This is a genomic window from Streptomyces sp. NPDC006261, from assembly GCF_040613515.1.
Taxonomy (GTDB): Bacteria; Actinomycetota; Actinomycetes; order Streptomycetales; family Streptomycetaceae; genus Streptomyces.
Window position 1 is genome coordinate 110,018 of the sequence record NZ_JBEXSI010000005.1, and the last position, 16,453, is coordinate 126,470.

Sequence of the window (16,453 nt, forward strand, 5' to 3'; positions counted from 1 at the left end):
TACGGGGGCGGGCGCCGGATCATTCAACGACGCTTCACATTTCTTTCGCGGAGGCGGTACGGCGCCGGTGCCGGGCGACCCGTTCGCGGTTGCCGCAGACCTCGCCGGAGCACCAGCGGCGCCGGCCCCCGCGCGAGGTGTCCAGGTAGAGCCGGTGGCACGCCCCGCCCGCGCAGCGGCGCAGCGCGGCCCGCGCCACCGGGTCGGTGAGCAGGTCCACCGCGTCCCGCGCCACGATCGCGAGGAGCCCCGCGCAGCCGGGTTCGGCGCTCAGGGTCCGTACCAGCGCCCCGCCCTCGCCGCGCACCGCACGCGCTCCCGGCGGGGCCTCCGCGGCAAGGGAGTTGACCCGGCCCAAGGCGTTGCCGTCGCCGGGGCGGCCGGGTTGGGCTGTCGTCGGGTCAACGCGGCCGTCAGCCAGGGCGAGTTGTGCCGACATCAGCCGGTCCACGTCCGCCCGCAGCGCGCGGAACCGGGTCAGCCAGCCGGCGTCCAGCGCGCTCAGGGCCGTGCCCGGCGGGACGAGCCGGGCGGCGGTCATCCAGTCGGCGAGCCGCCCCGGCCCGTCGAGCTGTTCCCGGGCGCGGGGTGTTCCGCCCGCGGGCCCCGTGGCCACCAGGTCGAGACAGATCCGGCCGGAGTCGAACCGCCACGCGTACGCGCCCCTGTCCGCTGCCATGCGCCTGTCACCGCCTCGGGGTCACCGGTCGGATGCCACGCTCCAGAGTGCCCCCGCAGGGGCTCCGCCGTAACCCCCGCTACCGTGACGGCATGGACGATCACGGGGGAATGCCTGGGGGAACCCACGGGCCGGGCAGCACGCTCACCGCCGGCACGCTGCTGATGCGCCCCTGGCGCGAGGAGGACCTACCGGCGCTGCTGGAGGCGTACGACGATCCGGTGATGCGGCAGTGGGTCCGGCTGCCCGTGTCCACCACCGAAGAGGCCGCCCGCTGGCTGGAGTTGCAGCGCGAGGGGTGGGAGTCCGGCACCCGGTTCGGCTTCGCCGTGACGGACACGGGCCGGGGCGGGGAGCTGGTCGGCAACCTCGCGCTGAAGCGGCCGGGCCCCGGCCCCGAGCGGGCCGAGGTCGGGTACTGGACTGCGGCGCGGGCGCGCGGGCGGGGGGTGGCGCCCCGGGCCCTTGAGGCGCTCACCGACTGGGCGTTCACGGCCTTCGCCGGAAGGGGACTGGTCCGGCTGGAGCTGCTGCACCAGGTGGACAACGTGGCTTCCTGCCGGGTGGCGGAGAAGTCCGGCTACGCCTTCGCTGAGCTGCTGAGCGCCCTGCCTCCGGAGTTCCCGCTGGACGGCCACCTGCATGTGCGCGAGGCACCGGCGGCCGAAGTCAGAGTTGCGGCGGGTCGTCGTGCAGAAGGCCGAGCAGGGCGCTGCGGTAGGGACCCAGCGCGATCTGGGAGAGCGTGAAGGCGGCGATCACCTCGTCGTCGCCGTCGGCGAGCACCCAGGGCATGGCCCGCCCGGCGTCCCGGTCGGCGGGCCGGAAGGTCACGTCCGGGGCGAGTACGCGAGTGTGCGTACGGGCGTGGCTCTGGTCGATCATCCGCTCAAGCTGTCCGGGGCCGGGCCCCTCGGACCACCGGGTTTCCGCTCAAGCTGTCCGGGGCCGGGCCCCTCGGACCACCGGGTTTCCGCCGGGCAGGGGCACACCGCACGGTCCTCACCGCCCGCCCAGTGTGTCCCCCGCCGGGTCCAGCGACAGCCGGTAGCCGCGTTTGACGACGGTCTGGATCAGCCTCGGCGCCCCCAGCGCGGAGCGCAGCCGGGCCATCGCCGTCTCCACCGCGTGCTCGTCGGTGCCGCTGCCGGGCAGGACCCGCAGCAGGTCGGCGCGGGCCACCACCCAGCCCGGGCGGCGGGCCAGGGCGTGCAGGAGGGCCATGCCGGCGGGCGGGACCGCGCGCAGTTCGTCGTCGACCAGCACGGCATGGCCGCGGATCTCGACGCGGTGGCCGGCGATGGGCAGGACCCGGGCGGTGGTGGGGAGTCGGGCGCAGACCAGCTGGACGAGGGGGCCGAGGCGGAAGCGTTCGGGCTGGACGGTGGGGATACCGCGGCCCTGGAGCGGGAGGGCGGTGACCGGTCCGACGCAGGCGGCCAGGACGTCGTCGCGCAGTGCCCCCAGGATCTCCGGGAGCAGCCCGCGGACCTCGGCACGGCCCAGGAACGAGGCGGCGGCGGGGGCGCTGGTGAAGGTGACGGCGTCCAGGGCCCGGGCGGCGGTGGCGTCGAGCATCCGGTCGAGCGGGGCGATGTCCTGCGGCGGCATCCAGCGGTAGACGGGAACGCCTACGACCTCGGCGCCCGCCTCCTCAAGGGACTCGATGAAACCGGGGAGCGGTTCACCGTGCAGCTGGAGGGCGATGCGGCGGCCCTCGACACCCTCGCCGAGGAGCCGGTCGAGGACTTCGGCCATCGATTCGGACCCGGGTGACCAGGCCTCGGTCAGCCCGGCGGCCCGGACCGCGCCCTTGACCTTGGGGCCTCGGGTGAGGAGTTCGACCCCGCGCAGCCGTTCCAGGAGCGCGTCGCCGATGCCCCAGCCGTCGGCGGCCTCGACCCAGCCCCGGAAGCCGATCGCGGTGGTGGCGACCACCACGTCGGGGGCGTGGTCGATCAACTCCTTCGTCGCGTCGAGGAGTTCGCTGTCGTCGGCGAGCGGAACGATTCGCAGGGCGGGGGCGTGCTGGACGGCGGCGCCGCGCCGCTTGAGGAGGGTGGCGAGCTCCTCGGCGCGGCGGGCCGCGGTCACTCCGACCGTGAAGCCCGCGAGGGGGCCGTGTGTGGTCTCGTCGTCCTGCATGGCGTGTTCCCGGCTCTCGTGGTCCTGCTGGTACGCGATGTGCGTAGGCACGAGACTGCCAAGGGTGCGTGACAGGCTCGGTTCCCCCGTATTTCCCGGCCGTTACGTCGCTGGTCGCCGGATCGTCGCCCTCCCGGATGGTCGCTACACCTCCGCGTAACCGACCTGCGCCTTCGCGGGCACGGACGCGGTGCGGCGAAGGTATACCACCCAGGTCAGGGCGGAGCAGACGGCGTAGAAGGCGAGGAAGGACCAGAAGGCCGCGGTCCCGGTGCCGGAGGCCTGGAAGGACTGACGAAAGGCGAGGTTGATCGCGAGGCCGCCCAGGGCGCCGACGGCCCCGATGAAGCCCATGGCGGCGCCGGAGAGCCGCCGTCCGTGGGCGGCGGCCGCCTCGCCGTCGAGCCCCTTCTCGATCGCCTGGGCGTGGAAGATGCCGGGGATCATCTTGTACGTCGATCCGTTGCCCAGCCCGGTCAGGACGAACAGGGCGGTGAAGCCGACGAGGAAGACGGGGAGGGAGGCGGTGGCGGAGGCGTAGATGACGACGGTGGTGGCGGCTCCCATCGCGGCGAAGGCGGCCAGCGTGATCCGGGCGCCGCCGTGCCGGTCGGCGAGCCGGCCGCCGAAGGGACGGATCAGGGAGCCCAGCAGCGGGCCCATGAAGGTGAGCGAGGCGGCCTGGAGCGGGGTGCGGCCGAACTGGGTCTGGAGGACCAGGCCGAAGGCGAAGCTGTAGCCGATGAACGAGCCGAACGTGCCGATGTAGAGCGTCGACATGATCCAGGTGTGCGGGTCGCGGACGGCCGCCCGGGCGGCCCCGGTGTCGTTGCGTACGGGCCGGAGGTTGTCCATGTACAGGGCGGCGCAGACGGCGGCCACCACGATCAGCGGGATGTAGACGCCGAGCACGAGCCGGGGGTGGGCCGCGCCCAGTGTGCCGATGACGAGGAGGCCGATGAGCTGGACGACGGGGACGCCGATGTTGCCGCCGCCCGCGTTGAGGCCGAGCGCCCACCCCTTCTCGCGGAGCGGGAAGAAGGCGTTGATGTTGGTCATCGAGGAGGCGAAGTTGCCGCCGCCGATCCCGGTGAGCGCGGCGACCGCCACGAAGGTGCCGTACGAGGTCCCCGGTTCCATCACCCAGAAGGCGGCGAGCGTCGGGGCCAGCAGACTCACCGCCGTGAAGATGGTCCAGTTGCGGCCGCCGAACCGGGCGACGGCGAAGGTGTAGGGCACCCGCACCAGCGCCCCGACCAGGGTGGCGGTGGAGATCAGGAAGAACTTCCCGGCCGGGTCGACGCCGTACTCCGGTCCCATGAACAGGACCATCACCGACCACAGGGTCCAGACGGAGAATCCGATGTGCTCGGAGAGCACGGAGAACCACAGATTGCGGCGGGCGACGCGCTCGCCCCGCTCCCGCCAGAACGTCTCGTCCTCCGGCTCCCAGGTCTCGATCCAACGGCCTGCCATCACGCGCCTCCACAGGGGGGTCGGGGTGGTCCCCGTCGCTGCGGGGTGTCGTCCCGACGCTAGGGAGCGCGCGTTTCGGTGCCGTGCCGCGAGGTGACCGGTGGGCAACCTTGCTCTCACCGGGCCGGGGGCGGACCGGTGAGATGCGGAACCGGCGGTGCATGCACCCGGAGGACGGATGTGGCGCACGGCAGCGACGCCCGAAGTCCGCCTGGACGGAGTTGATCAGGAACGGTTACGCATCAGTGTCAGATCCCTTTCCGGCAGCCAGGCGCCTGGCGGGGGTGCGAGCCAGCCCTGGGCAGTACCCAGCTGGGCTGATGCCGTACGCAGGGCGTCCACCCCGGGGTGGTTCAGACCTTTGCGCCAGACCAGCATCAGCGGCGAGAGCGGGATGGGATCGACGAGAGGGCGGACCACGGCCCCCGGGAGCGGCGGGAAGTCCACCACCGCCAGGACCGGGTGCCCTGCCTTGGCGATGACGCGCTGAAATTCGGCCACCCCCACGGCGAGCGGAACGGGCGGGGCCAGTTCGATGCCCCACGCGGCGAACAGCAGCGCCGCGAGCTCCGTCCACTCCCTCGTCCGCTCGTTGCCCGCCCCCGCGTAGACGGTCGTCCCGGACAGCTCGGACAGCGGGATGGCCGCGCGCCCGGCGAGGGGGTGGGAGGCCGGCAGCATCAGGGCCATCGGCTCGTACCGCACCGGCTGTACGGAGAGGCCGGCGCGCACCCCGGGGGCGAGCCCGGCGGCCCGGCCGAAGGAGACGTCCAGCCGGCCGGCCAGGATCTCGGAGGCGGCCCAGGTCAGCCCGGACTCGAACCGTGCCATCAGCTCGCACTCCGGGGCGAGTTCACGCGCCCGGTCCAGCACCCGGGCGGCGGTCGTCCCCTCACTGTTCAGGTCGACCAGCAGGGGCCTGGCGGGCCCGCCGCTGAAGGCCGCGGCGAGTCCGTCGTGCGCGTCGAGCACCCGGCGGGCGTACGGGATCAGACGCTCGCCGTCCGGGGTGAGCTCGACCTGCCGGGTGGTGCGGACGAACAGCTCCGCGCCGAGCTGGCGCTCCAGCCCGCGGATGTCCCGGCTCAGCGCCTGCTGGGCGACGAAGAGCCGGGCGGCGGCCCGGGTGAAGTGCAGCTCCTCGGCGACGGCGAGAAAGGCGCGCAGGAGGCGGGGGGCGGTGTCGGGGGCGGGCACGCGGCGAATCTACAACGCGGCGGACCATTCACAACAGGGGTGCGTGAATGGGCGGGGAGTAGGTGTTGGACCCGGGCGGCGGGGCGCGGCGAGGCTGGTCCCATGCCGAGATCCCCTGCCACGCGTACGCCCCCTCCCTCCACAGCGCTGCTCACCGTCGCCGGCGGCCAGCTGGTCGCCACCCCGCGCAACACGCGGGAGCACGGGGGGCGTGCGGCCCCGGAGCACGTACGCCGGCGAGCGCTGCGACGTCCGTCCGCCAACCCCTACCTCCGGCTGCTCGCCACCCCCGGCGCCCGCGCCTTCACCGCGGGCAATCTGATCGCCCGGCTCCCCATGGGGATGCTCAGCGTCAGCGCGGTCATCATGATCGCCGGGTCCCGCGGCTCGTACGCCCTCGCCGGAGCCGTCACCGCGACCGGGCTCGCCGCGACGGCGGTCGTCGCGCCCTTCACCGCCCGGCTGGTGGACCGCTCGGGGCAGGCCAGGATCGCGGTGCCCGCGACCGCGCTCGCCGTGCTCGGCTCCCTCGCACTGGTGCTCTGCGTCCACCTGGACGCCCCGGCCTGGACGCTCTTCGCCGCGTACGCCGCCACCGCGACCACCCCCAACACCGGCGGGATGTCCCGGGCCCGCTGGGCCCACCTCCACCGGGGCGACCCGGCGACCCTGCACACCGCGAACTCCTTCGAACAGGCCGCCGACGAACTCTGCTTCATGCTGGGCCCGGTCCTCGCGGCGACGCTCTGCGGGGCGCTGTTCCCGGAGGCGGGCACGCTGGTGGGCGCGTTCCTGCTGATGACCGGCGTCCTGGTCTTCGCCGCCCAGCGCGCGACGGAACCACCGCCGACCCCCCGCACCCGGACCGCCGCCTCCCCCCTCCGTACGCCGGGCATGCCCGCGCTGCTGGCGGTCTTCCTCGCCACGGGGGCGGTGTTCGGGGCGCTGGAGGTCGTCTCGATCGCCCATGCCGGAGGCGCGATCCTGGCGCTCCAGGCGGCGGGGTCCTGTGCGGCGGGGCTGCTCTACGGCTCACTGCGGCCCGCCCGGAACGTCCACCGCAGGCTGCTGCTCTGTCTGACCGCGATGACCGCGCTGATGTCCCTGCCGCTGCTCGCCACCACCTCGACCGCCTCCCTGCCGGTCCTGGCACTCTGCCTGCTGCTCGCGGGCGCGGCGACCGCGCCCACCATGGTCACGGGCATGACGCTGGTCCAGCGCGCCACCCCGCCGGGCCAGTTGAACGAGGGCATGACGCTGTCGGTCACCGCGCTCCTGGGCGGAGTGGCGGCCGGTGCGGCCACGGGCGGCTGGCTGGTGGAGCACGCGGGGACGGTCTCCGGCTACGCCGCTCCGATGGGCGCGGCGGCCCTCGCCCTGGTCGTCGCGGGCACGGGGACCTCCGGGAGCCGGGCGATGGTCAGCGGTGGCTCAGCACGTTGACCACGCGGCCGTTGGGGTCGCGGACCATGAACCGCCGCACGCCCCACTCCTCGTCCTGCAGGGGATGAACGATCTCCGCCCCGCTCTCCCGCACGACCTCGTAGGCCGCGTCCACGTCGTCGACCTCCACGCTCAGATCGGGGGTGACGGGGGCCGTCGCGTCACTGGTGATGATGCTGATCTGCGCCATCGGGCTGGCCGGAGGGGCGAGCGTCATGATCCAGCCGTGATTCATGACCTCCTCGAAGCCGAGCAGGCCGTAGAACTCCCGGCTCTCCTGCACGGCGTCCGACTGGACGAGGGGCATGACACGACGAACAGTCATCGAAGACTCCCGGTGGGGTGCGGACGGAGATCCATGGCTGCCTACGATGGCACGGCCGGCCTCACGGGTGACCGCTGTGACCCGGCCGGCCCGGTTGGGGCAGGGCCCGTGGGGCAGGGCCCGTGGGGCAGGGTGGGGGCATGTCGACCTACAAGACCATGGCGTTCCATCTGGAGACCGAGCGGCTGATACTGCGGCCGTGGGCGGAGCCGGACGCGGCCGAGTTCAGCGCCCTCCTCTCCGAACGCGGCGAGGAGACGTACACCGTCGAACGCGGCCGCAAAGGCATCGGGGAACTGCTCGCCGCGACGGAGACCACGGGAATCGCCCTGCTGCCCGTCCAGCGCCGCGCCGAAGGCGACTTCATCGGCTACTGCGGCCTGATCATCGGCCGCTCCACCCTGGAGGAGCCCGAGATCGCCTACGAGCTGTTCCGGCACGCGCACGGGCGCGGCTACGCCACCGAGGCGGCCCGCGCGGTGCTCGACGCCGCCGGCGCGACCGGGCGGAAGAGGCTCTGGTCCACCGTCGGCACCTGGAACACGCCGTCGCTCCGTGTCCTGGAGAAGCTCGGGTTCGAGCGGAACCGCGTTTCCGTGGAAGGCACCAAAGAAGTGGCGTGGCTCACCCGTTCGTTGCCGTGAAAAGCTCTGCGGGAACAAAAAGCCTCTGCCCCGCGAGCGGACTCGCGGGGCAGAGGCTTACATGGGGTGGTGGAGATGGCGGGAATCGAACCCGCGTCCAACGGTGCGGAACCAGGGCTTCTCCGAGTGCAGTTCGCTGCGCTTTTCTCGGCCCCGGAGGTCACGCGAACAAGCCTCCGACAGGCCCAGCCACTGTTTGGTTTCCTTCTCAGCCCCGTGGCCGGGCCGAGAAGTTTAGATCCCTAATTGATGCCAGGATCCGGGTCGGGATCACCCCCGGGCTGACACTCCGCAGAGTCTTCGCTTAGCTGCTAATTAGGCAGCGAGGGCGAAGGCGGAGGAATCGCGCTTGGAATTGGCGATTATTGTTTGCGACATATGGTTTACGAGATCATTGCCGCTTCCTCGACTCGCTTCCCCTGCTTCGACATCCGCTGTCGAAACCGATCATCCCCATGTTGATTTTTCAAAACGCACACCTTCGCTGAGGTGCACGGCCCATCGTACGTGAACAACGCGGGCCGATGCCAGCGTATTCCTGCCCGGGGCCCCGGGCAGGCCCTGCGAGGCCCGGTCAGGCACTGCGCTGCCGTCGGCGGGCCGCCGAGATGGCACGGTTCGTCTCCCTCGTGTCCTGCTTCTCGCGGAGCGTCTGGCGCTTGTCGTACTCCTTCTTGCCCTTCGCCAGCGCGATCTCGACCTTGACCCGTCCGTTCGTGAAGTACAGGGCGAGCGGCACGATCGTGTGGCCCGTCTCCTGGGACTTCGACGCGAGCTTGTCGATCTCGGCCCGGTGGAGGAGCAGCTTGCGCTTGCGCTTGGCCGCGTGGTTGGTCCAGGTGCCCTGGACGTACTCGGGTACGTGGATGTTGTGCAGCCACGCCTCGTGGTCGTCGATCTGGACGAAGCCGTCGACCAGGGAGGCCCGGCCCATGCGCAGCGACTTCACCTCGGTGCCCATGAGGACGAGGCCGCACTCGTAGGTGTCGAGGATCGTGTAGTCGTGCCGCGCCTTCTTGTTCTGCGCGACCATCTTGCGCCCGGTGTCTTTTTCCTTAGCCATAGTGCGGTCATTTTCGCACTACGACCCACCCCCGAGGCCACTCAATACCGTCTCGGCCCTCTGCTGGGCCCTCTCCCGCACCACCAGGTCGGGCGTGATGCCCCGGCCCTCGACGCTGCGGCCGGCCGGAGTCCGGTAGTGGCCCACGGTCAGCTCGGCCACCGAACCGCCCGGCAGCTCGCTGGGCATCTGCACCGAGCCCTTGCCGAAGGTGCGCGAACCGACGGTCACCGCACGGCCTCGGTCCTGCAGGGCGCCGGTCAGCAGCTCGGCCGCGCTCATCGTGCCGCCGTCGACCAGGACCACCACGGGCCGCTCGGTGTCGCCGCCCGGGTCGGCGTACAGCGCCTGCTGCTCCCCGCGTACGTCGTACGTGGCGACCAGGCCGCCGTTCAGGAAGGCGGAGGCGGCGGTGACGGCCTCGGTGACCAGGCCGCCGGAGTTGGCACGGAGGTCGAGGAGTATCCCGGCGTCCCCGGGCGCTCCGCGGACCGCGTCCCGTACCTCCTGGCCGGCCCCCTTGGTGAAGGCGGCGACCTTGACGAGGAGCGCCGGGGTGCGGCCGGTGCCCAGACGGCTCACGGTGACCGCGTCCGGGGTCAGCCGGGCGCGCTCCAGTGTCTGTGTGGAGGGCCTCCCCTCCCGTACGAGACCGAGGACGACGCGGGTGCCCTCCGCGGCCCCCGTACCGTCACCGCGGAGTAAGGCGACCACCTCGGGGACGGGGCGCTTGTCGACACGGCGGCCGTCGATCGTGCGGAGCAGGTCGCCCTCGCGGATGCCGGCCCGGTCGGCGGGGCCCCCGGGCTGGACCCGGGAGACGGCGACGCCCCCGTTCGCGGTGCGGCGGGCGGAGAGGCCGACGCCCAGGTACGAGCCGTCCAGGGCCTGCGCGAACTCCTCGTACTCCTGCTCGTCGTAGACCGCGCCCCAGCGGTCCCCGCTGCGGCTGACGACCTCCCCGGCCGCGTCCTTCACGGACTTCCCGTCGGCCTCGGCCTTCGCCGCCGCGTCCTCGATCTCCTCGCGGTCGACCGGGCCCAGGGTGGAGGCGACGGCACGCGCCGGGAGCTCGGGGAGGGGGTCGGGGTCCTGCGGCAGCGAACCGGTGGCCGCGCCGGTGGCCAGGACACACCCGAAGACCAATGTCAGGGCTGCCCCGCGGCAGAGGCCGCGGGGCCGGAAGCGGTGCGAACTACCCGACATGGCGCCGAGTCTAGGACAAGCCTCCTGGGGCGCACGGGCAGTTGCCCGCGCGCCCCAGGAGGCATAAGTCATACCTTCAGATACTTGCGCAGCGCGAAGAGAGCGGCGACGGCCGGCATTAGGAGGCCGATCGCGAGCACCAGCGGGAGCTTGGTGAGGACCGCGTCCCAGCCGATGAAGTTGATCAGGTTCAGCTTCTCCTGGAGCGCGAGCCCGCCGTCGATGAGGAAGTAGCGGCCGCCGAGCAGCATCGCGCAGGCCAGCAGACCGCCGATCAGGCCGGCGACTGCCGCCTCCATGATGAAGGGGGCCTGGATGTAGAAGCCGGAGGCTCCCACCAGGCGCATGATGCCCGTTTCACGTCTCCGGCTGAAGGCGGAGACGCGCACGGTGTTGACGATCAGGATCAACGCGATGACGAGCATCAGGATCATCACGTAGATCGCGACGACGTTCATCCCGTTCATCAGCTCGAAGAGGTTGTCCAGGATGGACCGCTGGTCCTGGACGGACTGCACCCCGTCCCGTCCCGCGAAGGCCGTCGCGACGACCTTGTACTTCTGCGGGTCCTTCAGTTTGACGCGGAACGACTCCTGCATCTGGTCGGGCGTGATGTTGCCCGCCATCGGGGAGTCGCCGAACTGCTCCTGGTAGTGCTTGTACGCCTCGTCGACCGTCTCGAAGTGGACCGGCTTCTGAACCGCCTCCATCTTCTCGAGGTCGGCCTTGATCTGGTCCTTCTGCTCCGCCGTGACAGCGCCCTTCGCACACTTGGGCATGTCCTTGGCGTCGTTCTTGTTGCAGAGGAAGATCGAGACGTTGACCTTGTCGTACCAGTAGTCCTTCATCGTGCTGACCTGTTCGCGCATCAGCAGCGCGCCCCCGAACAGGGCGAGCGAGAGGGCGACGGAGACCACGACGGCGAAGGTCATCGTGAGGTTGCGACGGAGACCGACGCCGATCTCCGACAGGACGAACTGGGCGCGCATGGCGTCCTTTCAGTACTCGATGCTCGACATGCACGAGGGGCCCGGGGGCGCCCTCGGTCAGTGCTGGTAGCCGTAGACGCCGCGTGCCTGGTCGCGTACGAGACGGCCCTGTTCGAGCTCGATGACGCGCTTGCGCATCTGGTCGACGATGTTCTGGTCGTGGGTCGCCATGATCACGGTGGTGCCGGTCCGGTTGATCCGGTCCAGGAGCTTCATGATGCCGACGGAGGTCTGCGGGTCGAGGTTGCCGGTCGGCTCGTCCGCGATCAGCAGCATCGGGCGGTTGACGAAGGCCCGGGCGATCGCCACCCGCTGCTGCTCACCACCGGAGAGCTCACCGGGCATCCGCTCCTCCTTGCCGCCGAGGCCGACGAGGTCGAGCACCTGGGGCACGGCCTTGCGGATCTCACCGCGCGGCTTGCCGATGACCTCCTGGGCGAAGGCCACGTTCTGCGCGACGGTCTTGTTGGGCAGCAGGCGGAAGTCCTGGAAGACCGTCCCCAACTGGCGGCGCATCTGCGGCACCTTCCAGTTGGACAGCCGCGCGAGGTCCTTGCCGAGCACATGGACCATGCCCGTGCTGGCGCGCTCCTCGCGCAGGATCAGCCGCATGAAGGTCGACTTGCCGGAGCCGGAGGAGCCCACCAGGAAGACGAACTCACCCTTCTCGATGTCCAGCGAGACATCGCGCAGAGCCGGTCGGGTCTGCTTCGGGTAGGTCTTGGAGACGTTGTCGAATCGGATCACGGATGCACCACGGTCGGCCGGGAGTAGGTGAGCGTGACCATACGCGAACCGGGCTCACGCGCGCAGGCGGCGTCCGGCAATGGGCGATTTATGGCGGATCGCCACCTGGAGCACACCGGGTCGGACCACCCCTTGTCCGGCCCTTGTCCGGCGGGCCGCGCCGAAAACGACGGAAGCTGGCACAGTGGGTGGGGGAACGGTTGCGTTTCCCGGAGCGTTGTGCGGAGAGAGAAGCAGTCAGCGGCTCCGCCGCGCGGGAGGAGGAATGCGCATGACCTATGACCGACTGGTGTGCGCGAACTGCGCGTCCCCCGTGAGCGAGGGGCGCTGCCGTGTCTGCCGTGCGGTCCGGCAGCAGATGCTGGAGGAGCAGGGACAGGGCCCGCTGGCCGGGATGAATCCGGCCATGCTGATCGCGCTGATGGTCGTGCTGCTGGCGGCGCTGGCGCTGGTGGCCCACCAAACGGCCTGACCCACGCCGGAGCCTTCGAGTGGGCTCTGTCCGGGTCCGGCCGCGCCCGAGTGGCGCTGAACGTCCGCATACGGCCGCCTGAGCGGGCCGGGGGCAGACGCAGAGCACGTAGAAGCACGCAAACGCGCAGAGGGGCCCGGGAGGCTGTGTACGGCCTCCCGGGCCCCTTCTGTGTACCGTGCCGGGCCGTGTGCGGGGCTCAGGTGCACCCGTACACGGCCCTCAGCGGGTCCTAGGCGACCGTACGGCCGCCGCCGACCAGACGCGGCAGGAGACGGAAGCCGATGCCGCCGGCGATCATCGTCGCGGCACCGATGACCAGGAAGGTGGTCTCGGCCGCACCGGTCTCGGCAAGCTCTTCCTTGCCCTTGCTCTGCTCGACCGGCTGGTTGCCGACGCTGTTGGGGCCCGTGTTGTCGGCGCACTCGACGACACCGGACTCGACGGTGCAGGCGTCGTCGCCACCGGTCGCGGAACCGGAGGTGCCTGAGCCGGCGGTGGCGGAGCCGGTGGTACCGGTGCCGCCGTCGTCGCCGCCGGTGGTGGTGCCCGACGAGCCGGTGGATCCGGTGGATCCGGTGGTCCCCGTGGATCCGGTGGTCCCCGTGGATCCGGTGGTCCCCGTAGAGCCGGTGGTCCCCGTAGAGCCGGTGGTCCCCGTAGAGCCGGTGGTCCCCGTGGAGCCGGTGGTCCCCGTGGAGCCGGACGTGCCCGTGGAGCCGGACGTGCCCGTGGTGCCCGTCGAGCCGGACGTGGTCTCGCCCGTGGTGGTCTCACCGGTCGTCGACGTCTCGCCGGTGGTCTCACCCGTGGTGGTCTCACCCGTGGTGGACGTCTCACCGGTCGTGGTCTCACCGGTCGTCGACGTCTCGCCCGTGGTCTCACCGGTCGTCGACGTCTCGCCGGTGGTTTCACCCGTGGTGGTCTCACCGGTCGTCGACGTCTCGCCCGTGGTGGTCTCACCGGTCGTTGTCTCGCCGGACGCACCACCCTGGTCGGCGCCGCCGATCGGGTTGTCCTCGTTCTGGATCGACACGTCGGCGCCGAGGCCGCCGCCGTCCACACCGATACCGATGCCGACCGCCTGCGCCGCACCCGCGGCGGTCAGCGAGGCACCTGCGGCAATAACCGCACCAGCGGCTATCCGCGCGACGCGAATGCGCGTCTTCTTCGTCATCTGTTGCTACCCCCAGTAGCTGATCTCGTCATTGGAGCAGCCATATGCGGGCCACGGCCCTGCGGGGAAGCACCTCGGCGAGGCCACGTCGTGTCGTGGTCACCCCGCCAGCCCCCCGGTTCACACCTGTCCCAGACATACGCATGCTGCTCTAGCACCCTGGCCAGAGTTGAGGATTCCGTCAAGGCCGTTGTGTGCAGTACACACCCTTATAGGGGTTGTTGACGGGTATGCAGCAGCACGACTGTGACGCATCGGGCACAGCTTCCCCCCAACTCGCCACGGCGGCCCCCCGACGCAGACGGGCCCGGACAGATCCCTGTCCGGGCCCAACCCTCGTACGGCGGAGGTTACTTCTCGCGCTGCTTGCGCCAGCGGATGCCCGCCTCCACGAAGCCGTCGATCTCGCCGTTGAAAACCGCCTCGGGGTTGCCCATCTCGAACTCCGTACGCAGGTCCTTGACCATCTGGTACGGGTGGAGGACGTACGAACGCATCTGGTTGCCCCAGGAGTTGCCGCCGTCGCCCTTGAGCGCGTTCATCTTGGCCTGCTCCTCCTGGCGACGGCGCTCGAGGAGCTTGGCCTGGAGGACGTTCATCGCGGACGCCTTGTTCTGGATCTGCGAGCGCTCGTTCTGGCAGGAGACGACGATGCCGGTCGGCAGGTGGGTCAGACGGACCGCGGAGTCCGTGGTGTTGACGCCCTGTCCGCCGGGGCCCGAGGAGCGGTACACGTCGATGCGCAGCTCGGACTCGTCGATCTCGATGTGGTCGGTCTGCTCGACGACCGGGAGCACCTCGACGCCCGCGAAGGACGTCTGGCGGCGGCCCTGGTTGTCGAAGGGCGAGATCCGGACCAGGCGGTGGGTGCCCTGCTCGACGGAGAGAGTGCCGTAGGCGTACGGGACCTGGACGGAGAAGGTGGTCGACTTGATGCCGGCCTCTTCGGCGTACGCCGTCTCGTAGACCTCGGTCTTGTAGTTGTGCCGCTCCGCCCAGCGGAGGTACATGCGCTGGAGCTTCTCCGCGAAGTCGGCGGCGTCCACGCCACCGGCCTCGGCGCGGACGGTCACCAGCGCCTCGCGGGCGTCGTACTCGCCGGACAGGAGGGTGCGGACCTCCATCTCGTCCAGCGCCTTGCGCACCGACTCCAGCTCGGTCTCGGCCTCGGCGAGCGCCTCGGCGTCGCCCTCGTCCTCGGCGAGCTCGAAGAGGACCGCGAGGTCGTCGATGCGACCGCGCAGGGTCTCGGTCTTGCGGACCTCGGCCTGGAGGTGCGACAGCTTGCTGGTGATCTTCTGGGCCGCGTCCGGGTCGTCCCAGAGGGACGGCGCCGCTGCCTGCTCCTCGAGCGCGGCGATGTCCTCCCTCAGCGCATCCAGGTCCAGGACGGCCTCGATCGACCCCATGGTCGAGGAGAGGGACTTCAGCTCTTCGGAAATATCGACGACTGCCACGGGTCCAGCGTAACGGCATGGCGGGTGAAGCTTGTCCTCCCCCGGGAACCGGTCCGGGGAACGGGCTGCCCGAAGGGCTGCCTACGGGGTCGCCGGAGCCGAGTTCTCGCTGTTCTGGGGCCCCGCCGGCTCCCCGTCGCCGCCGCCCGCGGCCAACCAGCCGCCCACCGCGACGGCCGCGCACAACAGAAGGGCCAGGGCGCCGAGGGTGATGCGGCGCTTGCGGACGGCCGCCGCCTTGTTGCGGGCGGAGCCGGGGCGCGGCTTTCCGGGGGAGCGCGGGGCGCGGGCGGTACCGAGTGGGCCGCCGGCCAGTTCGTCGGGGGCGGGGACGCGCATGCTCGTGTGGGTGTCCCGGTTGGAGTCCGGGGACGAGCCTGGCACCAGCGGGACCGCCCCGCGCCTGCGCGGCTCCTCTGCGGACGGGGTGTACTGCTGCTCGTCGTACGCGGGTGCCTGCTGCTCCGCCTCGTCGCCGCCGGGCTCGTCCACGTCCAGGGGCGGGATGCCGACGAGGAGCGGGAGCAGGTCCCGGAGCCGTACGGCCAGCTCGGAGGCGCGCAGGCGGGAGGCCGGGGCCTTGGCCAGGCACTGCACCAGGAGCTGCCAGAGCTCCTCGGGGATGCCGGGGAGCGGGACGACGGTCTCGGTGACATGGCGGCGCAGGACCGCGCCGGGATGGCCGCCACCGAAGGGGGTGAACCCGGCGAGGAGCTCGTACAGCACGGTCGCCAGGGCGTAGATGTCGACGGCGGCACGCGGCGGGAGGCCCTCGACGATCTCGGGGGCCAGGTAGTCCGGGGTACCGATGATCTTGGTGGCCTTGGTGCGGCGCGGGGTGTCGATGAGCTTGGCGACGCCGAAGTCGGTGAGCAGGGCCGGGTGGGCGCCGCCGGGGCCGAGCGGGCCCTCCATGTCGAGCAGGATGTTCTCGGGCTTGACGTCCCGGTGGACCACCCCGGCCTTGTGGGCGGCGGCCAGGCCGTCGGCGACGTCCGCGATGATCGCGACGGCCGCTTCGGGGGCGAGGCGGCGTTCGCGGTCCAGGCGGGTGCGCAGGTCGGTGCCGCGTACGAGGGTCATGACCAGGGCGAGGTCGTTGCCGTCCACCACGAGGTCCCGGACCGCGACCACCTGCGGGTGGTCGAGCCCGAGCAGGGCGGTGCGCTCCTGTACGAAGCGGCCCACGAGCTCCTGGTCGGACGCGAGGTCCTCACGGAGCAGCTTGATGGCGACCGGGCCCTCGGGCCCCTCTCCGAGCCACACCGTGCCGGCGCTGCCGCGCCCCAGGATCTGGTGGGCCGTGTACCGGCTGCCGATATTCCGTGCCAAGACTGCTCCCTCAGCGGCTGGCGGTGGACCCCCGGTCGACAAAGTTACGCGGCGTTCGGGGTGGTGCGTGCCCGGGATGGCGCCAACCTGCACTTCTCCGG

General features: G+C 71.4%; 16 protein-coding genes, 1 other RNA gene and 1 pseudogene. 4 read left to right on the forward strand and 14 right to left on the reverse strand.

From position 1 onward, the window contains the following. Positions 1-34: 34 nt before the first annotated feature. Positions 35-679 (reverse strand): CGNR zinc finger domain-containing protein, encoded by a 645-nt coding sequence (locus ABZ154_RS04695; RefSeq protein ID WP_356828994.1) that lies wholly within the window; start codon positions 677-679, stop codon positions 35-37. 164 nt (positions 680-843) lie between these two features. Between ABZ154_RS04695 and ABZ154_RS04700 the strand changes: the two genes are divergently transcribed. After that, positions 844-1,428, forward strand: coding sequence for a GNAT family N-acetyltransferase (locus ABZ154_RS04700; RefSeq protein WP_356829101.1), 585 nt, complete (start codon positions 844-846; stop codon positions 1,426-1,428). Here the strand turns inward: ABZ154_RS04700 and ABZ154_RS04705 are convergent. The 4 genes and pseudogenes from ABZ154_RS04705 to ABZ154_RS04720 all read right to left on the reverse strand — a co-directional run. Continuing rightward, positions 1,379-1,498, reverse strand: a pseudogene (locus ABZ154_RS04705) (alanine acetyltransferase); the annotation flags it as partial. The gene ABZ154_RS04700 and the pseudogene ABZ154_RS04705 sit on opposite strands and share 50 nt — an antisense overlap. Positions 1,499-1,681: 183 nt before the next feature. After that, positions 1,682-2,824, reverse strand: coding sequence for a uroporphyrinogen-III synthase (locus ABZ154_RS04710; protein ID WP_356829103.1), 1,143 nt, complete (start codon positions 2,822-2,824; stop codon positions 1,682-1,684). A 144-nt stretch (positions 2,825-2,968) separates the two neighbouring features. Then, on the reverse strand, positions 2,969-4,300 hold the full coding sequence (locus tag ABZ154_RS04715; protein WP_356828996.1) for a nitrate/nitrite transporter: 1,332 nt from the start codon (positions 4,298-4,300) through the stop codon (positions 2,969-2,971). A 225-nt stretch (positions 4,301-4,525) separates the two neighbouring features. Further along, a complete protein-coding gene (locus tag ABZ154_RS04720; protein ID WP_356828998.1) occupies positions 4,526-5,497 on the reverse strand; it encodes a LysR family transcriptional regulator in 972 nt (323 codons plus the stop codon). A gap of 102 nt (positions 5,498-5,599) precedes the next feature. On the opposite strand from ABZ154_RS04720, the gene ABZ154_RS04725 reads away from it, so the two are divergent. Beyond that, complete coding sequence (locus ABZ154_RS04725) at positions 5,600-6,940, forward strand: MFS transporter (protein WP_356829000.1); 1,341 nt, start codon at positions 5,600-5,602, stop codon at positions 6,938-6,940. On the opposite strand, the gene ABZ154_RS04730 is transcribed toward ABZ154_RS04725, so the two are convergent. Further along, positions 6,918-7,265 carry a VOC family protein gene (locus ABZ154_RS04730; RefSeq protein WP_356829002.1) on the reverse strand — a complete coding sequence of 116 codons (348 nt, stop codon included), beginning with the start codon at positions 7,263-7,265 and terminating at the stop codon, positions 6,918-6,920. The genes ABZ154_RS04725 and ABZ154_RS04730 overlap by 23 nt on opposite strands. Positions 7,266-7,405: 140 nt before the next feature. Here ABZ154_RS04730 and ABZ154_RS04735 point away from each other — a divergent pair, with 140 nt between their 5' ends. Next, on the forward strand, positions 7,406-7,909 hold the full coding sequence (locus tag ABZ154_RS04735) for a GNAT family N-acetyltransferase (protein ID WP_356829004.1): 504 nt from the start codon (positions 7,406-7,408) through the stop codon (positions 7,907-7,909). Between the two features lie 67 nt (positions 7,910-7,976). Here the strand turns inward: ABZ154_RS04735 and ssrA are convergent. From ssrA to ftsE, 5 genes are all read right to left on the reverse strand, one after another. After that, positions 7,977-8,364, reverse strand: a transfer-messenger RNA (tmRNA) gene (gene ssrA / locus ABZ154_RS04740). Positions 8,365-8,483: 119 nt separating this feature from the next. Further along, positions 8,484-8,972, reverse strand: coding sequence for an SsrA-binding protein SmpB (gene smpB, locus ABZ154_RS04745; RefSeq protein WP_356829006.1), 489 nt, complete (start codon positions 8,970-8,972; stop codon positions 8,484-8,486). An 18-nt stretch (positions 8,973-8,990) separates the two neighbouring features. Beyond that, positions 8,991-10,178: a S41 family peptidase gene (locus tag ABZ154_RS04750; RefSeq protein ID WP_356829008.1), complete on the reverse strand. Its 1,188-nt coding sequence runs from the start codon at positions 10,176-10,178 to the stop codon at positions 8,991-8,993. 68 nt (positions 10,179-10,246) lie between these two features. Beyond that, positions 10,247-11,167: a permease-like cell division protein FtsX gene (ftsX, locus tag ABZ154_RS04755; protein WP_356829010.1), complete on the reverse strand. Its 921-nt coding sequence runs from the start codon at positions 11,165-11,167 to the stop codon at positions 10,247-10,249. Positions 11,168-11,224: 57 nt separating this feature from the next. Then, positions 11,225-11,914: a cell division ATP-binding protein FtsE gene (gene ftsE, locus ABZ154_RS04760; RefSeq protein ID WP_018512316.1), complete on the reverse strand. Its 690-nt coding sequence runs from the start codon at positions 11,912-11,914 to the stop codon at positions 11,225-11,227. A gap of 271 nt (positions 11,915-12,185) precedes the next feature. On the opposite strand from ftsE, the gene ABZ154_RS04765 reads away from it, so the two are divergent. Next, a complete protein-coding gene (locus ABZ154_RS04765; RefSeq protein WP_018512315.1) occupies positions 12,186-12,386 on the forward strand; it encodes a hypothetical protein in 201 nt (66 codons plus the stop codon). Positions 12,387-12,618: 232 nt separating this feature from the next. Here the strand turns inward: ABZ154_RS04765 and ABZ154_RS04770 are convergent, their stop codons facing one another. The 3 genes from ABZ154_RS04770 to ABZ154_RS04780 form a co-directional block, all read right to left on the reverse strand. Continuing rightward, positions 12,619-13,563 (reverse strand): LPXTG cell wall anchor domain-containing protein, encoded by a 945-nt coding sequence (locus ABZ154_RS04770; RefSeq protein WP_356829013.1) that lies wholly within the window; start codon positions 13,561-13,563, stop codon positions 12,619-12,621. Between the two features lie 350 nt (positions 13,564-13,913). Then, a complete protein-coding gene (gene prfB / locus ABZ154_RS04775) occupies positions 13,914-15,020 on the reverse strand; it encodes a peptide chain release factor 2 (protein ID WP_356829015.1) in 1,107 nt (368 codons plus the stop codon). Between the two features lie 81 nt (positions 15,021-15,101). Then, positions 15,102-16,352 (reverse strand): serine/threonine-protein kinase, encoded by a 1,251-nt coding sequence (locus ABZ154_RS04780; protein ID WP_356829017.1) that lies wholly within the window; start codon positions 16,350-16,352, stop codon positions 15,102-15,104. Positions 16,353-16,453: the final 101 nt, after the last annotated feature.